This is a genomic window from Escherichia sp. E4736 (assembly GCF_005781225.1).
GTDB lineage: Bacteria > Pseudomonadota > Gammaproteobacteria > Enterobacterales > Enterobacteriaceae > Escherichia.
The window spans coordinates 35,303-56,547 of sequence record NZ_VATT01000018.1 but is presented as its reverse complement, the minus strand read 5'-3'; the positions used below and the strand labels follow the sequence as shown (position 1 = coordinate 56,547).

Sequence of the window (21,245 nt, the reverse complement as noted above, 5' to 3'; positions counted from 1 at the left end):
AATGGCAAGAATACGAAAGAAGCTCATACCTGACGTAAAAACCACTCTCTTATGTAATATTTACTCATTAACACTCTGTTTACCCAACATGCGCTCCGCACTACACTATGTGGGCAATTTTTTAAGAGGTGGTAATGAACGATTATAAAATGACGCCAGGTGAGCGGCGCGCGACCTGGGGTTTAGGGACCGTATTTTCATTGCGCATGCTGGGCATGTTTATGGTACTGCCGGTTCTGACTACGTACGGTATGGCACTGCAAGGGGCCAGCGAAGCGTTAATCGGTATTGCCATTGGTATTTATGGTTTGACCCAGGCCGTTTTTCAGATTCCGTTTGGCCTGCTTTCCGACCGCATTGGTCGCAAACCATTAATTGTCGGCGGACTGGCAGTGTTTGCTGCCGGTAGCGTTATTGCTGCGCTTTCTGACTCCATCTGGGGAATCATTCTGGGTCGTGCGTTACAAGGCTCCGGCGCCATAGCCGCAGCCGTTATGGCGTTGCTTTCCGATCTCACTCGCGAACAAAACCGCACCAAAGCGATGGCGTTTATTGGCGTGAGCTTCGGCATTACCTTCGCCATTGCGATGGTGCTTGGCCCGATCATTACTCACAAACTTGGGCTGCACGCGCTGTTCTGGATGATCGCTATTCTGGCAACGATCGGCATTGCGTTGACCATTTGGGTTGTACCTAACAGCAGCACGCACGTACTCAACCGTGAATCCGGGATGGTGAAAGGCAGTTTCAGCAAAGTGCTGGCAGAACCGCGGCTGCTGAAACTCAACCTTGGCATTATGTGTCTGCACATGCTGCTGATGTCGACGTTTGTTGCCCTGCCAGGGCAACTGGCTGATGCGGGTTTCCCGGCGGCTGAACACTGGAAGGTCTATCTGGCAACGATGTTAATCGCCTTTGGCTCTGTCGTGCCTTTCATTATCTACGCTGAAGTTAAGCGCAAAATGAAGCAAGTCTTTGTCTTCTGCGTCGGGTTGATCGTGGTTGCGGAAATCGTGTTGTGGAACGCACAAACGCAGTTCTGGCAACTGGTGGTCGGCGTGCAGCTTTTCTTTGTGGCGTTTAATTTGATGGAAGCCCTTCTGCCTTCGCTTATCAGTAAAGAGTCGCCAGCTGGTTACAAAGGTACGGCGATGGGTGTTTACTCCACCAGCCAGTTTCTTGGCGTGGCGATTGGCGGTGCGCTGGGCGGCTGGATTGACGGCATGTTTGACGGTCAGGGCGTATTTCTCGCTGGCGCAATGCTGGCAGCAGTGTGGCTGGCAGTCGCCAGTACCATGAAAGAACCGCCGTATGTTAGCAGTTTGCGCATTGAAATCCCGACGGACATTGCCGCAAACGAGGCGTTAAAAGTGCGTTTACTGGAAACCGCAGGCGTCAAAGAAGTGTTGATTGCAGAAGAAGAACATTCAGCTTATGTGAAAATCGACAGCAAAGTGACGAATCGCTTTGAGGTTGAACAGGCAATTCGTCAGGCATAAAAAACGAGGCGAATTGCCTGCTGCGCTACGCTTATCAGGCCTACAAAGCTTCTGAGTTACAAACCTTTGTAGGCCGAATCAGGCGTTCATGCCGCATCTGACATGAACAAAGCGCATGTTGTCGCGATTAATCGCGGAAGTTTTTGAACTGGAACGGCTGACCGAGATCGCCACCGCGTACCATCGCCATGACAGCCTGCAAATCATCACGAGATTTACCCGTTACGCGGATCTCATCGCCCTGAATTTGCGCCTGCACTTTCAGTTTGCTGTCTTTGATCATCTTGACGATTTTCTTCTGGGTCGCGCTCTCAATACCCTGCTTCAGTTTTGCTTCCACAAACCAAGTTTTACCGCTATGAACGATATTTTCCGGTACATCCAGCGAACTGCCTTCAATGCCGCGCTTCAGCAGCTTGGCACGCAGAATATCCAGCAACTGATTGACCTGGAAATCGGACTCGCTCAACACTTTGATGGTTTTGCTGGCGTCGTTCAGCTCAAATGAGGCTTCAACGTTACGGAAGTCAAAACGGGACTCCACTTCGCGGCTCGCGTTATCGACCGCGTTACGCGCTTCCTGAAGATCAACTTCAGAAACAATATCGAAAGATGGCATCTTTTCCTCTCCCTTAATTTTTGATGCGAAGCATAATACCTGCAAAGTTAAATAACCAACAGTCCTGCACCAGGACGTATCCCTTAATTGTGCATAGTCGCAACAGCATGCACAATTAAGGGATAGCCTTATTGAACACCCGGAGTGGTTGCGGGTGAGGAGGAACAATGAAAATTACCGTATTGGGATGCGGTGCCTTAGGGCAATTATGGCTTACAGCACTTTGCAAACAGGGTCACGAAGTTCAGGGCTGGCTGCGCGTACCGCAACCTTATTGTAGCGTGAATCTGGTTGAGACTGACGGTTCGATATTTAACGAGTCTCTGACCGCTAACGATCCCGATTTTCTGGCCACCAGCGATCTGTTACTGGTGACGCTGAAAGCATGGCAGGTTTCCGATGCCGTCAAAAGCCTCGCGTCCACACTGCCTGTAACCACGCCAATACTGTTAATTCACAACGGCATGGGTACCATCGAAGAGTTGCAAAGCATTGAGCAGCCGTTACTGATGGGCACTACCACCCATGCGGCGCGCCGCGACGGAAATGTCATTATTCATGTGGCAAACGGTATCACGCATATTGGTCCGGCACGGCAACAGGACGGCGATTACAGTTATCTGGCGGATATTTTACAAACCGTATTACCTGACGTTGCCTGGCATAACAATATTCGCGCCGAGCTGTGGCGCAAGCTGGCAGTCAACTGTGTGATTAATCCACTAACCGCCATCTGGAATTGCCCGAACGGTGAATTACGTCATCATCCGCAAGAAATTATGCAGATATGCGAAGAAGTCGCGGCCGTGATTGAACGCGAAGGGCATCATACTTCAGCAGAAGATTTGCGTGATTACGTGATGCAGGTGATTGATGCCACAGCGGAAAATATCTCGTCGATGTTGCAGGATATCCACGCGCTGCGCCACACTGAAATCGACTATATCAATGGTTTTCTCTTACGTCGCGCCCGCGCGCATGGGATTGCCGTACCGGAAAACACCCGCCTGTTTGAAATGGTAAAAAGAAAGGAGAGTGAATATGAGCGCATCGGCACTGGTTTGCCTCGCCCCTGGTAGTGAAGAGACTGAAGCCGTCACCACTATCGATCTGCTGGTTCGCGGCGGGATCAAAGTCACCACTGCCAGCGTCGCCAGCGATGGCAACCTGGCAATTACCTGCTCGCGCGGCGTGAAGCTGCTGGCGGATGCGCCGCTGGTCGAAGTTGCCGATGGCGAATATGACGTGATTGTGCTGCCTGGTGGCATTAAAGGCGCGGAATGTTTTCGCGATAGCACTCTGCTGGTTGAAACTGTTAAACAGTTCCACCGTTCCGGGCGTATCGTCGCGGCTATTTGCGCCGCGCCAGCCACCGTGCTGGTGCCGCACGATATCTTCCCGATTGGCAATATGACCGGCTTCCCGACGCTGAAAGATAAAATTCCCGCCGAACAATGGCAGGACAAGCGCGTCGTCTGGGATGCACGAGTAAAATTGCTGACCAGCCAGGGGCCGGGTACAGCTATCGACTTTGGTCTGAAAATTATTGACTTGCTGGTTGGACGTGAAAAAGCCCATGAAGTGGCATCACAACTGGTGATGGCGGCAGGGATTTATAATTATTACGAGTAGTGTCGGATGCGGCAAACGTCGCATCTGACCAGATGCGACGTAAAAACCACAAATTACGGGCGATATACCTTCACATTCTTAAAGCCCTGCTCGCGCAGATAGAGCGCCTGCAAGCGGCTCATCACCCCGCGCTCACACCACAGCAGCCAGGTTTTGTTCTGGTCGAGATCGCCAAATTTGGTGCTCAGTTTATAGAACGGCAGAGAAACCACATCAATCCCTTCAACTTTCAGCGGCTTATCTTCCTGTTCATCGATAGAACGGATATCGAGGATCACGTCGTTCGGACCGAAGCCATTGACGGTTTCCACTTCCACCACTTCCTGCTCGGTTTGCTGGGCGATTTCGCGGATATCAACGTTATTCGCTTCCTCAACCACTTTATCGAGAATGCTGAAGTCGAACTTCTCTTCTTCCGCTTCAATCTTCGATTTAACCGCTTTCACCGTCGGGCTTTTGGAGATCACGCCGCAATATTCCGGCATAGTACGGGCAAAGTCTTCGGTGCCAATCTGGCGAGCCAGGTTGATGATGTGCTCTTTGTCGTAAGAGATCAGCGGACGCAGGATCAGCGTATCGGAGACGTTATCAATCAGGCGCAGGTTGGTCAGCGTCTGGCTGGACACCTGGCCGAGCGCTTCACCGGTGACCAGCGCCTGTACGCCGTAACGTTCAGCCACTTTAGACGCGGCACGGACCATCATGCGTTTCAGCACGACGCCCATCTGACCGTCGTCAACTTTTTCCAGGATCTCACCGACCACTGGCTCAAAGTTGATGGCGACAAATCGCACGCGGTGGGAGCTGCCAAAGCGGTTCCACAGATAATGCGCTACCTGGCGAACGCCGATTTCATGCGCCGCGCCGCCGAGGTTAAAGAAGCAGTAATGCACGCGGCAGCCGCGACGCATCAACATATAGCTGGATACACCGGAGTCGAAACCGCCGGAAATGAGCGACAGTACATCTTCCTGGGTGCCGATCGGGAAACCACCAATACCTTCGTAGCGACCTTTGATCAGCAGGAGACGATCGTCTTCCACTTCCAGATGGACAGTCACTTCCGGATTGGTCAGCTTCACGCGCGCGGATTCAATATGCTGATTTAAACCGCCGCCGACGTAACGTTCCACATCAATCGAACTAAAATCATGCTTACCGCGGCGCTTCACGCGCACGCAGAAGGTTTTGCCTTCCAACTGATCGCGATACTGAACCAACGCTTTCTCGAAAATATCGTGCATGTCGGTAAACGGCACGTCTTCAACTTCGAGAATATGGTGGATACCCGGAATACGGGTCAGGGCGTCGCGAATGGCCAGACGCTGGTTTTCATCTTTCGCGCGAACTTCGATGTTATCCCAGTGGCGGACGACAGCGAGCGTCTCATCATAGTGCTTTAAAACGTTACGAATGTTCCCGGTAAGGATTTTTATAAAGCGCAAGCGCACAGATTGGCTTTTGATGGTGATTTCCGGGAACAATTTAATGATAAACTTCATGGCGGCAATGGTTCGTTGGCAAGTCTTAAGCGACTTGTATAGGGAAAAATACAGCAGCCCACACCTGCGGCTGCATCCAGGCGCGGAAGTATACCACTAACATCGCTTTGCTGCGCACATCACCTTACCATTGCGCGTTATTTGCTATTTGCCCTGAGTCCGTTACCATGACGGGGCGAAAAATATTGAGAGTCAGACATTCATTATGCCGAAGAAAAATGAGGCGCCCGCCAGCTTTGAAAAGGCGCTGAGCGAGCTGGAACAGATTGTAACCCGTCTGGAAAGTGGCGACCTGCCGCTGGAAGAGGCGCTGAACGAGTTCGAACGCGGCGTGCAGCTGGCACGTCAGGGGCAGGCCAAATTACAACAAGCCGAACAGCGCGTACAAATTCTGCTGTCTGACAACGAAGACGCCTCTCTAACCCCTTTTACACCGGACAATGAGTAATGGACTTTCCGCAGCAACTCGAAGCCTGCGTTAAGCAGGCCAACCAGGCGCTGAGCCGTTTTATCGCCCCACTGCCCTTTCAGAACACTCCCGTGGTAGAAACCATGCAGTATGGCGCATTATTAGGTGGTAAGCGCCTGCGACCTTTCCTGGTTTATGCCACCGGTCAAATGCTCGGCGTAAGTCTGAATACTCTGGACGCACCCGCCGCCGCCGTAGAGTGTATCCACGCTTACTCATTAATTCATGATGATTTACCGGCAATGGATGATGACGATCTGCGTCGCGGCTTGCCGACCTGTCATGTGAAGTTTGGCGAAGCGAACGCGATTCTCGCTGGCGACGCTTTACAAACGCTGGCGTTCTCGATTTTAAGCGATGCCGATATGCCGGAAGTGTCGGACCGCGACAGAATTTCGATGATTTCTGAACTGGCGAGCGCCAGCGGTATTGCCGGAATGTGCGGTGGTCAGGCATTAGATTTAGATGCAGAAGGCAAACACGTACCTCTGGATGCACTCGAGCGTATTCACCGTCATAAAACCGGCGCATTGATTCGCGCCGCCGTTCGCCTTGGTGCATTAAGCGCCGGAGATAAAGGACGTCGTGCTCTGCCAGTACTCGACAAGTACGCAGAGAGCATCGGCCTTGCCTTCCAGGTTCAGGATGACATCCTGGATGTGGTGGGAGATACTGCAACGTTGGGAAAACGCCAGGGTGCCGACCAGCAACTTGGTAAAAGTACCTACCCTGCACTTCTGGGTCTTGAGCAAGCCCAGAAGAAAGCCCGGGATCTGATCGACGATGCCCGTCAGTCGCTGAAACAACTGGCTGAACAGTCACTCGATACCTCGGCACTGGAAGCGCTAGCGGACTACATCATCCAGCGTAATAAATAAACAATAAGTATTAATAGGCCCCTGATGAGTTTTGATATTGCCAAATACCCGACCCTGGCACTGGTCGACTCCACCCAGGAGTTACGACTGTTGCCAAAAGAGAGTTTACCGAAACTCTGCGACGAACTGCGCCGCTATTTACTCGACAGCGTGAGCCGTTCCAGCGGGCACTTCGCCTCCGGGCTGGGCACGGTCGAACTGACCGTGGCGCTGCACTATGTCTACAACACCCCGTTTGACCAATTGATTTGGGATGTGGGGCATCAGGCTTATCCGCATAAAATTTTGACCGGACGCCGCGACAAAATCGGCACCATCCGTCAGAAAGGTGGCCTGCATCCGTTCCCGTGGCGCGGCGAAAGCGAATATGACGTATTAAGCGTCGGGCATTCATCAACCTCCATCAGTGCCGGAATTGGTATTGCGGTTGCTGCCGAGAAAGAAGGCAAAAATCGCCGCACCGTCTGTGTCATTGGCGATGGCGCGATTACCGCTGGCATGGCGTTTGAAGCGATGAATCACGCGGGCGATATCCGTCCTGATATGCTGGTGGTCCTCAACGACAATGAAATGTCGATTTCCGAAAATGTTGGCGCGCTCAACAACCATCTGGCGCAGCTGCTTTCCGGTAAGCTTTACTCTTCGCTGCGCGAAGGCGGGAAAAAAGTTTTCTCTGGCGTGCCGCCAATTAAAGAGCTACTCAAACGTACCGAAGAACATATTAAAGGCATGGTAGTGCCTGGCACATTGTTTGAAGAGCTGGGCTTTAACTACATCGGCCCGGTTGACGGTCACGATGTGCTGGGGCTTATCACCACACTTAAGAACATGCGCGACCTGAAAGGCCCGCAGTTCCTGCATATCATGACCAAAAAAGGTCGTGGTTATGAACCGGCAGAGAAAGACCCAATCACTTTCCACGCCGTGCCTAAATTTGATCCCTCCAGCGGTTGTTTGCCGAAAAGTAGCGGCGGCCTGCCAAGCTATTCAAAAATCTTTGGCGACTGGCTGTGCGAAACGGCAGCGAAAGACAACAAGCTGATGGCGATTACTCCGGCGATGCGTGAAGGCTCCGGCATGGTCGAGTTTTCACGTAAATTCCCGGATCGCTACTTCGACGTGGCGATTGCCGAGCAACACGCAGTGACCTTTGCTGCGGGTCTGGCGATTGGTGGATACAAACCCATTGTCGCGATCTACTCCACCTTCCTGCAACGCGCCTATGATCAGGTGCTGCATGACGTGGCAATTCAAAAGCTTCCGGTCCTGTTCGCCATCGACCGTGCGGGCATTGTTGGTGCTGACGGTCAAACCCATCAGGGTGCTTTTGATCTCTCTTACCTGCGCTGCATACCGGAAATGGTCATTATGACCCCGAGCGATGAAAACGAATGTCGCCAGATGCTCTATACCGGCTATCACTATAACGATGGCCCGTCAGCGGTGCGCTACCCGCGCGGCAACGCGGTCGGCGTGGAGCTGACGCCACTGGAAAAACTGCCAATTGGCAAAGGCATTGTGAAGCGTCGTGGCGAGAAACTGGCGATCCTTAACTTTGGTACGCTGATGCCAGAAGCGGCGAAAGTCGCCGAATCGCTGAACGCTACGCTGGTCGATATGCGTTTTGTGAAGCCGCTTGATGAAGCGTTAATTCTGGAAATGGCCGCCAGCCATGAGGCGCTGGTTACCGTTGAAGAAAACGCCATTATGGGTGGTGCAGGCAGCGGCGTGAACGAAGTGCTAATGGCCCATCGTAAACCAGTACCCGTGCTGAACATTGGCCTGCCTGACTTCTTTATTCCGCAAGGAACGCAGGAAGAAATGCGCACCGAACTCGGCCTCGATGCCGCCGGTATGGAAGCCAAAATCAAGGCCTGGCTGGCATAATCCCTACTCCACTCCTGCTATGCTTAAGAAATTATTCATGGCAGGAGTGGCAGCATGCAATACAACCCCTTAGGAAAAACCGACCTTCGCGTTTCCCGACTTTGCCTCGGCTGTATGACCTTTGGCGAGCCAGATCGCGGTAATCACGCATGGACACTGCCGGAAGAGAGCAGCCGTCCCATCATTAAACGCGCGCTGGAAGGCGGCATAAATTTCGTTGATACCGCCAATAGCTATTCCGATGGAAGCAGCGAAGAGATCGTCGGTCGCGCACTGCGGGATTTCGCCCGTCGTGAAGACGTGGTCGTTGCCACCAAAGTGTTCCATCGCGTTGGTGATTTACCGGAAGGATTATCCCGTGCGCAAATTTTGCGCTCTATCGACGACAGCCTGCGCCGTCTCGGCATGGATTATGTCGATATCCTGCAAATTCATCGCTGGGATTACAACACGCCGATCGAAGAGACGCTGGAAGCCCTGAACGACGTGGTAAAAGCCGGGAAAGCGCGTTATATCGGCGCGTCATCAATGCACGCCTCGCAGTTTGCTCAGGCGCTGGAACTGCAAAAACAGCACGGCTGGGCGCAGTTTGTCAGTATGCAGGATCACTACAATCTGATTTATCGCGAAGAAGAGCGTGAGATGCTGCCGCTGTGTTATCAGGAGGGCGTGGCGGTGATTCCGTGGAGCCCGCTGGCACGGGGACGTCTGACTCGTCCGTGGGGAGAAACCACTGCACGGCTGGTGTCTGATGAGGTTGGGAAAAATCTCTATAAAGAAAGCGATGAAAATGACGCGCAGATCGCAGAGCGGTTAACGGGCGTCAGTGAAGAACTTGGTGCGACACGAGCACAAGTTGCGTTGGCCTGGTTGTTGAGTAAGCCGGGCATTGCCGCGCCGATTATCGGAACTTCGCGGGAAGAACAGCTTGATGAACTACTAAACGCGGTAGATATCACGTTGAAACCGGAACAGATTGCCGAACTGGAGACACCCTATAAACCGCATCCGATAGTGGGATTTAAATAGGTATGCAGGCCTGATAAGACGCAACAAGCGTCACATCAGGCTCTGGTGCAAAACTATGACAGAAGACCCAACGGCCAGTGATGACCGATAAAGTACAGGATGCCTGCGGAAATCACCCCGGCGACAATATCGTCGATCATGATCCCCATGCCGCCATGTACATTGCGATCAAACCAGCGGATCGGCCACGGTTTCCACATATCCAGAATACGGAAAATCACAAACCCGGCGGCGACCCACTGCCAGTCATTGGTCGGCAGCGCCATCAGAGTGATCCACATGCCGATAAATTCGTCCCAGACAATGCTGCCATGATCGTGCACGCCCATATCTTTCGCGGTCTGATGACAAAGATAAACGCCAATACAGATCCCAAGCATGACTACCAGCGAATAAAGCTGCCAGGGTAAAAAGGTCATCAGATACCAGAACGGAATCGCCGCCAGCGATCCCATCGTGCCAGGAACAATCGGGCTTAATCCACTTCCGAATCCGACAGCAAGCAAATGCCACGGATTACTCATCTTCAGGCGACTTTTCGCGACATCTTTATGGCGTGGCAAAATGGTCATATCCTTTCCAGTCTAACGTGACAGGTTCGCCGTCACGAATAAAACAAAGCCCTTCTATATCGGCGGTCATTTGCCCGATACAGGTAAATGGTACGCCCAGATGTCCCAAAGCGACATCCAACGCACCACGGTTCAGTTCCGGCACAGTGAAACACAACTCGTAATCTTCGCCACCAGAGAGCGCCCAGCGCAGCGCCTGTTCCGGTTCAACATGACGTGAAAGTGCGTCAGAGAATGGTAACAACGCCAGGTCAATGCGTGCGCCGCAGTCGCTGGCTTTCACGATATGCCCGAGATCGGAAATCAGACCGTCAGAGAGATCGATGGCTGAATTTGCCAGATCGCGCAATGCCTGTCCCTGTAAAATACGCGGCGACGGACGGAGGTGACGTTTGACCAAGTAGTCAGCATCTTTGCCATCCGCCACGTGGAGACGATTTTGCAAAATCGCCAGCCCGGCGGCGCTATCGCCCGGTGTACCGGTCACATAAATCCAGTCACCCGGTTTCGCCCCAGAGCGCGTTAAGGCTCGTCCCATCGGAACAAAGCCGTGGATACCCAACGTCATTGATAATGGCCCACGCGTGGTGTCGCCGCCAATGAGTTGCATATCGTAATAATTGAGGAGCTCAAACAAACTGTCGCTGAAGGACTCAAGCCACGATTCGTCTACGTCCGGTAAGGTTAATGCCAGCGTCAACCAGGCCGGATCGGCGCCCATCGCTGCCAGATCGCTTAGGTTTACCGCCAGTGCTTTATATGCCAGATCCGCAGGATCGATATCAGGGAGGAAATGGTTGCCCGCCACCAGCGTATCAGTGCTGATCGCCAGGGTCTGTTTCTCGGGGATATTGAGAAGTGCGCAATCGTCGCCAATGCCAAGTTCGACATCAAGACGAGAGCTTCTTACACGGTCAAAATAACGGGCAATCAGGGAGAACTCGCCACATGCCATACGTTATGCCTCAGCAGGTAAAAAAGAAAAGGCCGGCGAGTGCGGAACTGTTTTTCCGTTACTCTGCCGGCCTGGATATCACTTTTTGTTAGGGCGAATCACAGGTGCTGCTTTATCCAGTACGCCATTGACGAACTTATGGCTGTCTTCTGCGCCGAACGATTTCGCCAGTTCAATCGCTTCGTTAATGGCCACTTTGTACGGCACATCGCTACGTTTAGACAGCTCGTACAGCGCAATGCGCAGTACCGCTTTTTCTACCTGGCCCAGCTCTTCCAGCAGGCGAGACAGATATGGCTTCATCAGTCCGTCGAGGTATGCGGTGTTAGTCGCCACCCCGGCCAGCAGCTCACGGAAGTACAGGATGTCAACGTCTTTTACATCCTGTTCAGCCAGGAACTGGTATTCAACATCAGCGATGTCGTTCTGGGACAACTGCCAGGAGTAGAGCGCCTGGACGGCACACTCACGAGCGCGGCGACGAGCAGCAGGTTTCACGGATTTCCCCTTACTAATTTCAGGCCTTGATGGCTTTCAATACATTAATCATTTCAAGCGCGGTCAGTGCAGCTTCTGCACCTTTGTTACCAGCTTTGGTGCCAGCACGTTCGATCGCTTGTTCAATGCTTTCAGTGGTCAAAACCCCAAAAGCAACCGGAATTTCGCTGTCCTGGGCAACATGCGCCAGGCCGTTGCTTGCACCACCAGCGACATATTCAAAGTGGGCAGTGCCACCACGAATAACCGTCCCCAGCGCAATCACCGCGTCGTATTTACCGGTTTTAGCCAGTGCACCCGCCGCCAGCGGCAGCTCATAGGCACCTGGCACCCAAACAACGGTAATGTTTTCATCTTTTACCTGACCGATACGTTTCAGTGCGTCAATTGCACCTTCCAGCAGGCTGTCATTGATAAAGTTGTTGAAACGCGCAATGGTGATGGCGACGCGAGCGTCCGGGGTAGCAACGTTAGCTTCAATAATGTTCATTTTCTTCCTTCGGGTTCGAGTATGGCCCCGCAGGGGGGCGGATTTTAGCATAATATTTCGTGCGCTGCTTCCCTTTCGAGCCGGGAGATCATGCACCCACTAAATGCAGGCAAACATCCGGGCCTACATGACGTATCTCTTTGAATTTAAATTGGGGCGCGTCGGCTAATTTCTCAAGCCCCGGCAGCGTACATAATCCGCGGGCGTCGCTGCCTAATAGTTTAGGTGCGATATAGACAATCAGCTCATCGACTAAACCCGCCTGTAGCAATGCGCCAGCGAGCGTTGGCCCCGCTTCCACCCAGATACTGTTAATCTGTTGCTTGCCGAGTTGCATCATCAGCACAACCAGATCCAGATGACCTTTATGCTCTGGAATCAGCAAAGTACGCACCGTTTCCGGCCATTCACGAGAATCTTCCTGCGTACGCGCGAACCAAGTTTCGCCCGGCTGTTGCACGATGCGGTGTTCCGGCGTCACGCGATTTTGGCTATCAATCACAATACGTACCGGCTGACGGAGATTTTGTTGCGGATAGAGCGCCTGAGTGTGTTCATCCAGTTCAGACCAACGCACCGTTAAGGCTGGATCGTCCGCCAGCACCGTGGCGCTGCTGGTTAAAATGGCATGACTTTGCGCGCGCAGTCGTTGTACATCGAGTCGAGCCTGAGGTGAAGTGATCCACTGGCTTTCACCGCTGGCCATCGCAGTGCGGCCATCTAGCGACGCGCCGAGTTTCAACTGTATATAAGGAAAGCCGGTGCGCATGCGCTTGAGGAAGCCTTTATTCAATTGCTCGGCTTCGCTCATCATCAGGCTGTGGCTGACGTCAATGCCAGCTTGTTGCAAACGGTAAAGTCCACGCCCAGCGACCTGCGGATTAGGGTCCTGCATCGCAGCCACAACGCGCGCCACGCCAGCAGCAATTAATGCGTCACAACACGGTGGCGTACGACCATGATGACTACAAGGTTCGAGTGTCACATACGCCGTTGCGCCTTTGGCTTTTTCACCTGCCATGCGCAACGCGTGTACCTCTGCATGCGGTTCGCCCGCGCGGTGATGGTAACCTTCACCGACAATTTCGCCATCTTTCACAATGACGCAACCGACATTCGGGTTAGGGTGAGTGGTGAAGCGCCCTCGTTGCGCCAGCTTTAGCGCCCGCGCCATGTATAACTCGTCCTGCACGGTTTAATCCTCCAGGCGCGCAATCTCTTCGCCAAATTCTTTGATATCTTCGAAACTGCGATAGACAGAGGCAAAACGGATATAGGCGACTTTATCGAGCTTTTTCAATTGCTCCATCACCAGATTGCCAATCATTTTGCTCGGCACTTCGCGCTCACCGGTGGCGCGGAGTTGCGATTTAATATGGTTGATCGCCATTTCGACGTCATCGGAACTCACCGGACGTTTTTCCAGCGCCCGCAGCATTCCGCTACGCAATTTTTCTTCATTAAACGGTTCGCGCACGTCGTTGCTTTTCACGACACGCGGCATAACCAGTTCCGCAACTTCAAAAGTAGTGAAACGTTCATTACACACCAGACACTGCCGACGGCGGCGTACGGAAGAGCCCTCGCTCACGAGACGAGAGTCAATTACCTTAGTGTCCACGGCGAAACAGAATGGGCAATGCATACGGCGTCCTGACCAGGTGGTTAATAGAAATCTATTTTACCCTGAACTGACGATACAACAAAGGCGCAACGCTTTTGAGATAAAGGATCGATGCTTTCACGGCTTTAAGCCTCTACCATTAGACTTATTGAGATGAGAAAGGGACGACCTATGAACATTAAAGTATGTTTTCGACTATTCCTGCTGGGAAGCCTGTTCAGCCTGAGCGCCTGCGTACAGCAAAGCGAAGTGCGCCAGATGAAACACAGCGTCAACACGTTGAATAAAGAGATGACTCAGCTCAACAAAGAAACCGTCAAAATCACCCAGCAAAATACGCTGAACGCAAAATCCAGCAGTGGGGTTTACCTGTTGCCTGGTGCAAATACACCGGCACGGCTGGAAAGCCAAATTGGCACTTTACGTATGTCGCTGGTGAATATTACGCCAATTGCAGATGGCACCACTCTGACGCTGCGTATTCAGGGTGAGTCCAATGATCCCTTACCCGCTTTCAGCGGAACCGTTGAATATGGGCAAATTCAGGGAACAATCGACAGTTTTCAGGAAATCAATGTGCAGAATCAATTGATTAACGCGCCGGCCAGCCTCCTCGCGCCCAGTGATGTTGACATTCCGTTACAGTTAAAGGGCATTTCTGTGGATCAGTTAGGCTTTGTACGCATCCACGACATTCAACCTGTTATGCAGTAAACGTTTTTCGGGGCATTTTGTGCGTCCCGCAACATCCTCCCCCATCATTTTGTTACTCTGCTTACATCACCCAGATTGATAGTAAAAGTTTGCAACAAGGGTGAAAGTCAGTACAATTCCCGCCCGAATATGTGTATTCGTGAACGCAATCGATTACGTAAATGATAGAACTGTGAAATACAACATATTTTTGTGAGCAATGATTTTTATAATAGGCTCCTCTGTATAGGAAATATTTAGAAACGCAATTTGCGCCTTTTTCACTCCCGTAAGGGATTTTCAAACAGTGGCATACATATGAAAAAAACATTACTGGCAGCCGGTGCGGTACTGGCGCTCTCTTCGTCTTTTACTGTCAACGCAGCTGAAAACGATAAACCGCAGTACCTTTCCGACTGGTGGCACCAGAGCGTTAACGTAGTTGGTAGCTATCACACTCGTTTCGGACCGCAGATCCGTAACGATACTTACCTGGAGTATGAAGCATTCGCTAAAAAAGACTGGTTCGATTTCTATGGTTACGCGGATGCGCCGGTATTCTTCGGCGGTAACTCCGATGCCAAAGGTATCTGGAACCACGGTTCTCCGCTGTTTATGGAAATCGAACCGCGTTTCTCCATCGATAAGCTGACCAATACTGACCTTAGCTTCGGTCCGTTCAAAGAGTGGTACTTCGCGAACAACTACATTTACGACATGGGCCGTAACAAAGATGGTCGCCAGAGCACCTGGTATATGGGTCTGGGTACTGACATCGACACTGGCCTGCCGATGAGCCTGTCCATGAACGTGTATGCGAAATACCAGTGGCAGAATTACGGCGCAGCGAACGAAAACGAGTGGGACGGTTACCGTTTCAAAATTAAATACTTTGTGCCGATTACCGATCTGTGGGGCGGTCAGCTGAGCTACATCGGCTTCACCAACTTCGACTGGGGTTCCGATCTGGGTGATGACAGCGGTAACGCAATCAACGGTATTAAGACGCGCAGCAATAACTCCATCGCTTCCAGCCATATTCTGGCGCTGAACTACGATCACTGGCACTACTCTGTCGTTGCACGTTACTGGCATGACGGTGGTCAGTGGAACGATGATGCAGAGCTGAACTTCGGTAACGGCAACTTCAACGTTCGCTCTACCGGCTGGGGTGGTTACCTGGTGGTAGGTTACAACTTCTGATTATGAAAATGCCGGGATTTATTCCCGGCATTTCAGATTGTCGACAACGTGCGCTTTGTTCATGCCGGATGCGGAGTAAACGCCTTATCTGGTCTACAAAAGCACGAAAATTCAATACATTGCTGAGATTACGTAGACCTGATAAGCGTAGCGCATCAGGCAATTTTTCGTTTGTCACAAAGCTCAAATAGCGGATTTTATATCCGGCATTTTTTATTACTTCTTCTTATTCATCATCGCTTTTAAATCAGCAAACGGGTTGTATTTCGCTTCACCGACATCTTTCTGCGCATCTTCCCCTGCGATAACCGTCGTACCATACTGATCCGCTTCGGTATATTTCGAATGCTCATGATCATGGCAATAGAGACAAAGCAATTCCCAGTTACTACCATCTTCCGGATTATTGGTATGGTCGTGATCGATATGGTGCACAGTTAGCTCACGCAGGTTGGAATAGACAAACTCGCGGGAACAGCGACCGCAGACCCACGGATAGAGTTTTAATGCTTTTTCGCGATAGCCGCTTTCTAACCGCGCATAGTTTTTTGGGATGATAGCCATGAAAAGTTACCTGGATGAAATGTAGGGTTACGCGCAGTTTCCCAAGATGCGGGGATTTTCGCAATCCTGAGTAAAGAAATTCTCACATTACCAGTGACGGCGAGGTTCCATCTGCTGATGAAGAATACGCGCAATGAGAATGTCATCTACTCTTATAATGTAATAAACAGTGTGAAACCTGAATGCGATCTTCTTTACCTCTGGAATCGCATCATAGTCTTGCCCTATCTCGGGCATTTGAGAGAGTGTATCCAGAAAAATGCCGAGAGAGTCGGTATAGCGATCCGCCTGCTCCTCACCAAACTTTCCCAGCGTGTAGTCATAGATCCCTCTGAAATCTTCAACAGCTTTTCCGCTAAGCTTATACACGATGTTTTTGCTTCCTTTCTGCCGCGATATCACGAAGCGTCATCGAACTTTCACCGCTCTCAAGACCTTCAATAACAGCATTTCTGACAGCTTCATCCCTGGATTCTTGTTGTTCCAATAGACGAAGCGCCGAACGCATCACTTCACTGGCCGAGCCATAACGACCAGACTGAACCATCCGGGTAATAAAACTATCTAATTGTTCGCCAACGCTTACTGAGGTAATTTTGCGCATAAGCGATCTCCACGTATTAACTATTAATACAAAGTATATGTCAGAACTCTTTCTACAACCAAAGCTGTATTCAGTACAATAAGCAACTATCGAAAAAAAACCGCAGCGTAAATACGCCACGGTTTTTTAACTGAACGGATTTAAAAACACCCTTACGGCAGAATTGACGGCTGGTCCGCCCCTTCTTTTTCCACTTTCTGTTGCAGCATATGCTCACGCTTCATACCCAGTTTCAGGGCCAGCGCAGATGCTACATAGATGGAAGACGCCGTACCGATGGTTACACCGATCAGCATGGTCAGCGAGAAGCCTTCCAGTACCGGACCACCAAAGAGATACAGCATCAGGATCACCATCAAGGTGGTACCGGATGTGATCAAAGTACGGTGCAGCGTCTGGGTCAAGGACACGTTAAAGATTTCGTAAGGCGTACCGCGACGGATTTTGCGGAAGTTTTCACGAATACGGTCCGATACCACAATACTGTCGTTAAGCGAGTAACCGATAACCGACATCAACGATGCCACAATGGTCAGGTCAATCTCGATATGGAATAACGACAAAATACCCAGCGTAATGATAACGTCGTGCGCCAGCGCGATTACTACCCCTGCCGCCAGTCGCCACTCAAAGCGGAAACCGACATATACAAGGATAGACAGCAGTGCCGCCATCAGCGCCATCGCACCGGTTTGCGCAAGGTCTGCCCCTACGCTCGGACCGACGAACTCAATACGCTTCACCGCCGCGTTCTGATTGGTAGCTTCGTTAATCACCTTCAGAACTTTGCTGCCCAGCACCTGACCACCGGTTTCGCCTTCAGCTGGCGGCATGCGGACCATGATGTCGTGGCTGCTACCGAAGTTTTGCAGCATCGGCTCTTCAAAGCCCGCTTTCTGCAATGCATCACGCATTACATCAATTTCAGCCGGTTTTTCGAGCGTAATTTCAATAACCGTACCACCGGTGAAATCCAGCCCCCAGTTAAAACCGCGCACGCCCATAATGACGATCGCGGCGATTAACAGCAGACCAGAGATTCCGAAAGCCCAGTAGTCCCAGCGCATAAAGTCATAGACTTTACGGCCGTGGTTTAGTTGTTCAACAGTATATTCCTGTGCCACATCGCACTCCTCAGATTGACAGCTTCTTGACGCGCTTGCCGCCATATAGCAGGTTTACGATGGCACGCGTACCGACAATCGCGGTAAACATCGACGTCGCCACACCGATACCGGTAGTAATCGCGAACCCTTTAATTGCCCCGGTACCCACTGCGTACAGGATGATGACTTTAATCAGCGTGGTGATGTTCGCATCGAAGATGGAACTGAACGCGCCACGATAACCTTCATCAATTGCCTGCTGAACAGTACGCCCGTTGCTTAACTCTTCTTTAATACGTTCGTTGATCAGTACGTTCGCATCGACCGCTACCGCAAGGGTTAAGACGATACCCGCGATCCCCGGCATACTCAGCGTCGCGCCAGGCAGCAGCGACATAATGCCAACAATCAAGATCAAGTTCGCAATCAGAGCACTGGTCGCAATCAGACCAAACTTCTTATAGAAGATGATCATGAACAGAATAGAAACCAGCAGACCGGCGAGACATGCCTCCAGCCCCTGTTCAATGTTCTGCATACCCAGGGTCGGACCAATGGTACGTTCTTCAACAATCTGAATCGGTGCAATCAACGCACCGGCACGCAGCAGCAGCGACAGCTGACGCGCTTCGTTCGGGTTGTTGATACCAGTGATACGGAAGCTGTTACCCAGACGAGACTGGATATTCGCGATGTTAATCACCTCTTCCTGTTTCACCAGAACCGCACGACCATTAGCATCTTTCTTACCGCTGTCTTTATACTCCACAAACAGGGTCGCCATCGGTTTGCCGATGTTGTCCTTAGTGAAGTTAGACATGATGTTACCACCTGCGCTGTCGAGCGAGATGTTAACCTGCGGCTGGTTGTATTCGTCCTGGCTGGAAGTGGAATCGGTGATATGGTCACCGGTCAGAATCACGCGTTTGTACAGCACAACCGGCTGACCTTCGCGGGTCTGTTTCACTTCAGAGTCGCCCGGTACGCGTCCAGATGCAGCAGCAGCCTGGTCAACGTTGGTATTCACCAGACGGAATTCCAGCGTCGCGGTAGCGCCAAGAATCTCTTTCGCGCGAGCGGTATCCTGAATACCAGGCAGCTCAACGACAATGCGGTCTGCGCCCTGACGTTGTACTACAGGCTCCGCCACACCAAGCTGGTTTACACGGTTACGCAGGATGTTAATGTTCTGCTGCACCGCATATTCACGCGCTTCACTGAGACGCGCATCGCTCATGACCGCACGCAGCTGGTTGCTACCCTGGCTGCTAATGACCAGATCGGGATGACGCTTGCTCAGATATGCAATGGCCTCATCACGGGCGTTGCCATCGCGGAAAGTGATGCTCAGACCGTAATTATTTTCTTTACGAACAGTGGTATACGGGATGCCTTTTTCACGCAGATCGCTGCGCAGGCTATCGATATTTTGTTCCTGGAGTTTGCCAAGCGCAGTGTCCATATCCACTTCCATCAGGAAGTGAACGCCGCCACGCAAGTCAAGACCGAGCTTCATCGGCTCAGCGTGAATAGCTGCCAGCCAGCGCGGCGTGGCCGGGGCAAGGTTAAGCGCCACGACATATTTGTCACCCAGAATGCCCATTAATGCTTCACGAGCGCGTAGCTGGGTGTCAGTGGAGTCGAAGCGCGCAAGAATAGCGCCCTCTTCCAGTGCCACAGACTTAGCAGTTATTTTTTCTTCTTGTAACGTTTTCTGGACCTGGATCAGCGTTTGCTCACTGGCGGCGACTCCGCGCGCGCCAGTGATCTGAACAGCCGGATCCTCACCAAACAGGTTGGGAAGCGCATACAGCAGACCGATGACAATCACCACGATCAGCATGACGTACTTCCACAAAGGATAACGGTTTAACACGGCAATTCCCTTAGGGAAAAATTTTAATTACAGCGCCTTCATGGTGCCTTTCGGCAGAACGGCGGCTACGAAGTCACGTTTAATAACTACTTCAGTGGTGTCATTCAGCGCGATAGCAATGTAGCCGTTTTCTGCTACTTTGGTTACGCGACCGACCAGGCCACCGTTCGTCAGCACTTCATCACCTTTCGCGATGGAGTCCATCAGCTTTTTGTGTTCTTTGGTGCGCTTCTGCTGTGGGCGCAGGATCATGAAATAGAAAATCAGACCGAATACCACCAGCATCAAAATCAAAGACATCGGGCTACCTTGTGCCGGAGCACCCGTTGCCGCTACCGCATCAGAAATAAAAAAGCTCATTAAATTTCCCTCATTATTAATATTAATCAACGTTCAAAGGTGGTACTTCTCGCCCCTGACGCTGGTAAAAATCAGCTACGAAGCTCTCTAATTTACCCTCTTCAATAGCCTTGCGTAAACCCGCCATCAAACGCTGGTAGTAACGAAGGTTATGAATGGTGTTGAGTCGCGCGCCTAATATTTCGTTGCAACGGTCGAGATGATGCAAGTAGGCACGTGAATAATTGCGACAGGTGTAGCAATCACACTCAGGATCGAGCGGGCCAGTGTCGCTCTTATACTTCGCATTGCGGATTTTCACCACGCCATCGGTCACGAACAGATGACCGTTACGCGCATTACGTGTTGGCATTACGCAGTCAAACATATCGATACCGCGGCGCACGCCTTCAACCAGGTCTTCCGGTTTACCAACGCCCATCAGGTAACGTGGTTTGTCTGCCGGAATTTGCGGACACACATGCTCCAGGATACGGTGCATATCTGCTTTCGGCTCACCCACTGCCAGACCGCCGACAGCGTAGCCATCAAAACCGATATCTACCAGACCTTTAACAGAGATATCACGTAAATCTTCGTAAACGCTGCCCTGAATGATACCAAAGAGCGCATTTTTGTTGCCGAGACTGTCAAAACGCTCGCGGCTACGCTTCGCCCAACGCAGCGACATCTCCATAGAGCGCTTCGCGTAATCCCAGTCAGCAGGATACGGCGTACACTCGTCAAAAATCATGACGATGTCTGAGCCAAGATCGTATTGAATCTCCATCGATTTTTCGGGATCGAGGAAAATCGGGTCGCCGTTGATGGGGTTACGGAAGTGCACGCCCTGTTCGGTGATTTTACGGATATCGCCAAGACTGAAGACCTGGAAGCCGCCGGAGTCGGTAAGGATCGGGCCTTTCCACTGCATGAAATCGTGCAGATCGCCATGCAGTTTCATGATTTCCTGACCCGGGCGCAGCCACAGGTGGAAGGTGTTACCCAGAATAATTTGCGCGCCAGTGGCTTCAACTTCTTCCGGCGTCATCCCTTTTACGGTGCCGTAGGTGCCAACAGGCATAAAACAAGGCGTTTCCACTACGCCACGATCGAAGACCAGGCGGCCACGGCGTGCGCGACCGTCGGTGGTGTCCAGTTCAAATTTCATTTTTTCTCCACTACGTCAGAAAAACAGTCCAACGT

Annotated in this window: 24 protein-coding genes; 9 read left to right on the top strand and 15 right to left on the bottom strand. The window is 51.6% G+C overall.

All coding sequences use genetic code 11. The annotated features are described in order from the left end of the window. The first annotated feature begins 134 nt into the window (after positions 1-134). Complete coding sequence (locus tag FEK46_RS13985; protein WP_135560008.1) at positions 135-1,499, top strand: MFS transporter; 1,365 nt, start codon at positions 135-137, stop codon at positions 1,497-1,499. A gap of 127 nt (positions 1,500-1,626) precedes the next feature. Here FEK46_RS13985 and yajQ read toward each other — a convergent pair whose 3' ends face one another. Further along, complete coding sequence (yajQ, locus tag FEK46_RS13980) at positions 1,627-2,118, bottom strand: nucleotide binding protein YajQ (RefSeq protein ID WP_001138904.1); 492 nt, start codon at positions 2,116-2,118, stop codon at positions 1,627-1,629. A 167-nt stretch (positions 2,119-2,285) separates the two neighbouring features. Between yajQ and panE the strand changes: the two genes are divergently transcribed. Continuing rightward, positions 2,286-3,197, top strand: coding sequence for a 2-dehydropantoate 2-reductase (panE, locus tag FEK46_RS13975; RefSeq protein WP_130206244.1), 912 nt, complete (start codon positions 2,286-2,288; stop codon positions 3,195-3,197). After that, positions 3,160-3,750, top strand: a complete 591-nt coding sequence (gene yajL, locus FEK46_RS13970; RefSeq protein ID WP_001276309.1) for a protein deglycase YajL — start codon at positions 3,160-3,162, stop codon at positions 3,748-3,750. The genes panE and yajL overlap by 38 nt, the downstream gene beginning before the upstream one ends. Before the next feature lie 53 nt (positions 3,751-3,803). On the opposite strand, the gene thiI is transcribed toward yajL, so the two are convergent. Further along, the gene (gene thiI, locus FEK46_RS13965) at positions 3,804-5,252 is read right to left on the bottom strand and encodes a tRNA uracil 4-sulfurtransferase ThiI (protein WP_135560009.1); all 1,449 of its coding nucleotides are present in this window, start codon (positions 5,250-5,252) and stop codon (positions 3,804-3,806) included. 205 nt (positions 5,253-5,457) lie between these two features. On the opposite strand from thiI, the gene xseB reads away from it, so the two are divergent. From xseB to yajO, 4 genes are read left to right on the top strand one after another with little or no spacing between them, the layout of a single operon-like run. After that, complete coding sequence (gene xseB, locus FEK46_RS13960) at positions 5,458-5,700, top strand: exodeoxyribonuclease VII small subunit (protein WP_001124935.1); 243 nt, start codon at positions 5,458-5,460, stop codon at positions 5,698-5,700. Continuing rightward, a complete protein-coding gene (ispA, locus tag FEK46_RS13955; RefSeq protein WP_135560010.1) occupies positions 5,700-6,599 on the top strand; it encodes a (2E,6E)-farnesyl diphosphate synthase in 900 nt (299 codons plus the stop codon). The genes xseB and ispA overlap by 1 nt, the downstream gene beginning before the upstream one ends. A gap of 24 nt (positions 6,600-6,623) precedes the next feature. Continuing rightward, entirely contained in the window at positions 6,624-8,486 is a 1,863-nt protein-coding gene (gene dxs, locus FEK46_RS13950; protein WP_105477759.1) for a 1-deoxy-D-xylulose-5-phosphate synthase, read from the top strand. A 54-nt stretch (positions 8,487-8,540) separates the two neighbouring features. Further along, entirely contained in the window at positions 8,541-9,515 is a 975-nt protein-coding gene (gene yajO / locus FEK46_RS13945; protein ID WP_135560011.1) for a 1-deoxyxylulose-5-phosphate synthase YajO, read from the top strand. A 53-nt stretch (positions 9,516-9,568) separates the two neighbouring features. Here yajO and pgpA read toward each other — a convergent pair whose 3' ends face one another. From pgpA to nrdR, 6 genes are all read right to left on the bottom strand, one after another. Beyond that, entirely contained in the window at positions 9,569-10,087 is a 519-nt protein-coding gene (gene pgpA, locus FEK46_RS13940) for a phosphatidylglycerophosphatase A (RefSeq protein ID WP_130223239.1), read from the bottom strand. Continuing rightward, a complete protein-coding gene (gene thiL, locus FEK46_RS13935; RefSeq protein WP_130260311.1) occupies positions 10,065-11,042 on the bottom strand; it encodes a thiamine-phosphate kinase in 978 nt (325 codons plus the stop codon). The genes pgpA and thiL overlap by 23 nt, the downstream gene beginning before the upstream one ends. 78 nt (positions 11,043-11,120) lie before the next feature. Next, positions 11,121-11,540, bottom strand: a complete 420-nt coding sequence (nusB, locus tag FEK46_RS13930; protein ID WP_000801121.1) for a transcription antitermination factor NusB — start codon at positions 11,538-11,540, stop codon at positions 11,121-11,123. Between the two features lie 19 nt (positions 11,541-11,559). Then, the gene (ribE, locus tag FEK46_RS13925; protein WP_001021161.1) at positions 11,560-12,030 is read right to left on the bottom strand and encodes a 6,7-dimethyl-8-ribityllumazine synthase; all 471 of its coding nucleotides are present in this window, start codon (positions 12,028-12,030) and stop codon (positions 11,560-11,562) included. 88 nt (positions 12,031-12,118) lie between these two features. Next, complete coding sequence (gene ribD, locus FEK46_RS13920; protein WP_135560012.1) at positions 12,119-13,222, bottom strand: bifunctional diaminohydroxyphosphoribosylaminopyrimidine deaminase/5-amino-6-(5-phosphoribosylamino)uracil reductase RibD; 1,104 nt, start codon at positions 13,220-13,222, stop codon at positions 12,119-12,121. A 3-nt stretch (positions 13,223-13,225) separates the two neighbouring features. Further along, entirely contained in the window at positions 13,226-13,675 is a 450-nt protein-coding gene (gene nrdR, locus FEK46_RS13915) for a transcriptional regulator NrdR (protein ID WP_064527125.1), read from the bottom strand. Positions 13,676-13,825: 150 nt separating this feature from the next. Between nrdR and FEK46_RS13910 the strand changes: the two genes are divergently transcribed. Further along, on the top strand, positions 13,826-14,368 hold the full coding sequence (locus FEK46_RS13910) for a DUF3251 domain-containing protein (RefSeq protein ID WP_130206232.1): 543 nt from the start codon (positions 13,826-13,828) through the stop codon (positions 14,366-14,368). Positions 14,369-14,665: 297 nt separating this feature from the next. Further along, positions 14,666-15,550, top strand: a complete 885-nt coding sequence (gene tsx / locus FEK46_RS13905; protein ID WP_116836751.1) for a nucleoside-specific channel-forming protein Tsx — start codon at positions 14,666-14,668, stop codon at positions 15,548-15,550. 216 nt (positions 15,551-15,766) lie between these two features. Here the strand turns inward: tsx and yajD are convergent, their stop codons facing one another. From yajD to tgt, 7 genes are all read right to left on the bottom strand, one after another. Further along, positions 15,767-16,114: an HNH nuclease YajD gene (gene yajD / locus FEK46_RS13900; RefSeq protein ID WP_000974823.1), complete on the bottom strand. Its 348-nt coding sequence runs from the start codon at positions 16,112-16,114 to the stop codon at positions 15,767-15,769. An 87-nt stretch (positions 16,115-16,201) separates the two neighbouring features. After that, complete coding sequence (locus tag FEK46_RS13895; RefSeq protein ID WP_135409602.1) at positions 16,202-16,483, bottom strand: type II toxin-antitoxin system RelE/ParE family toxin; 282 nt, start codon at positions 16,481-16,483, stop codon at positions 16,202-16,204. Further along, on the bottom strand, positions 16,476-16,718 hold the full coding sequence (locus FEK46_RS13890; protein ID WP_001226938.1) for a type II toxin-antitoxin system ParD family antitoxin: 243 nt from the start codon (positions 16,716-16,718) through the stop codon (positions 16,476-16,478). The genes FEK46_RS13895 and FEK46_RS13890 overlap by 8 nt, the downstream gene beginning before the upstream one ends. A 152-nt stretch (positions 16,719-16,870) precedes the next feature. After that, positions 16,871-17,842 carry a protein translocase subunit SecF gene (gene secF / locus FEK46_RS13885; protein WP_130206230.1) on the bottom strand — a complete coding sequence of 324 codons (972 nt, stop codon included), beginning with the start codon at positions 17,840-17,842 and terminating at the stop codon, positions 16,871-16,873. Positions 17,843-17,852: 10 nt separating this feature from the next. Beyond that, entirely contained in the window at positions 17,853-19,700 is a 1,848-nt protein-coding gene (secD, locus tag FEK46_RS13880) for a protein translocase subunit SecD (protein WP_130206228.1), read from the bottom strand. A gap of 27 nt (positions 19,701-19,727) precedes the next feature. Continuing rightward, a complete protein-coding gene (gene yajC, locus FEK46_RS13875) occupies positions 19,728-20,060 on the bottom strand; it encodes a preprotein translocase subunit YajC (protein ID WP_000007629.1) in 333 nt (110 codons plus the stop codon). A gap of 22 nt (positions 20,061-20,082) precedes the next feature. After that, positions 20,083-21,210 carry a tRNA guanosine(34) transglycosylase Tgt gene (gene tgt / locus FEK46_RS13870; protein ID WP_000667317.1) on the bottom strand — a complete coding sequence of 376 codons (1,128 nt, stop codon included), beginning with the start codon at positions 21,208-21,210 and terminating at the stop codon, positions 20,083-20,085. Between the last annotated feature and the right edge of the window lie 35 nt (positions 21,211-21,245).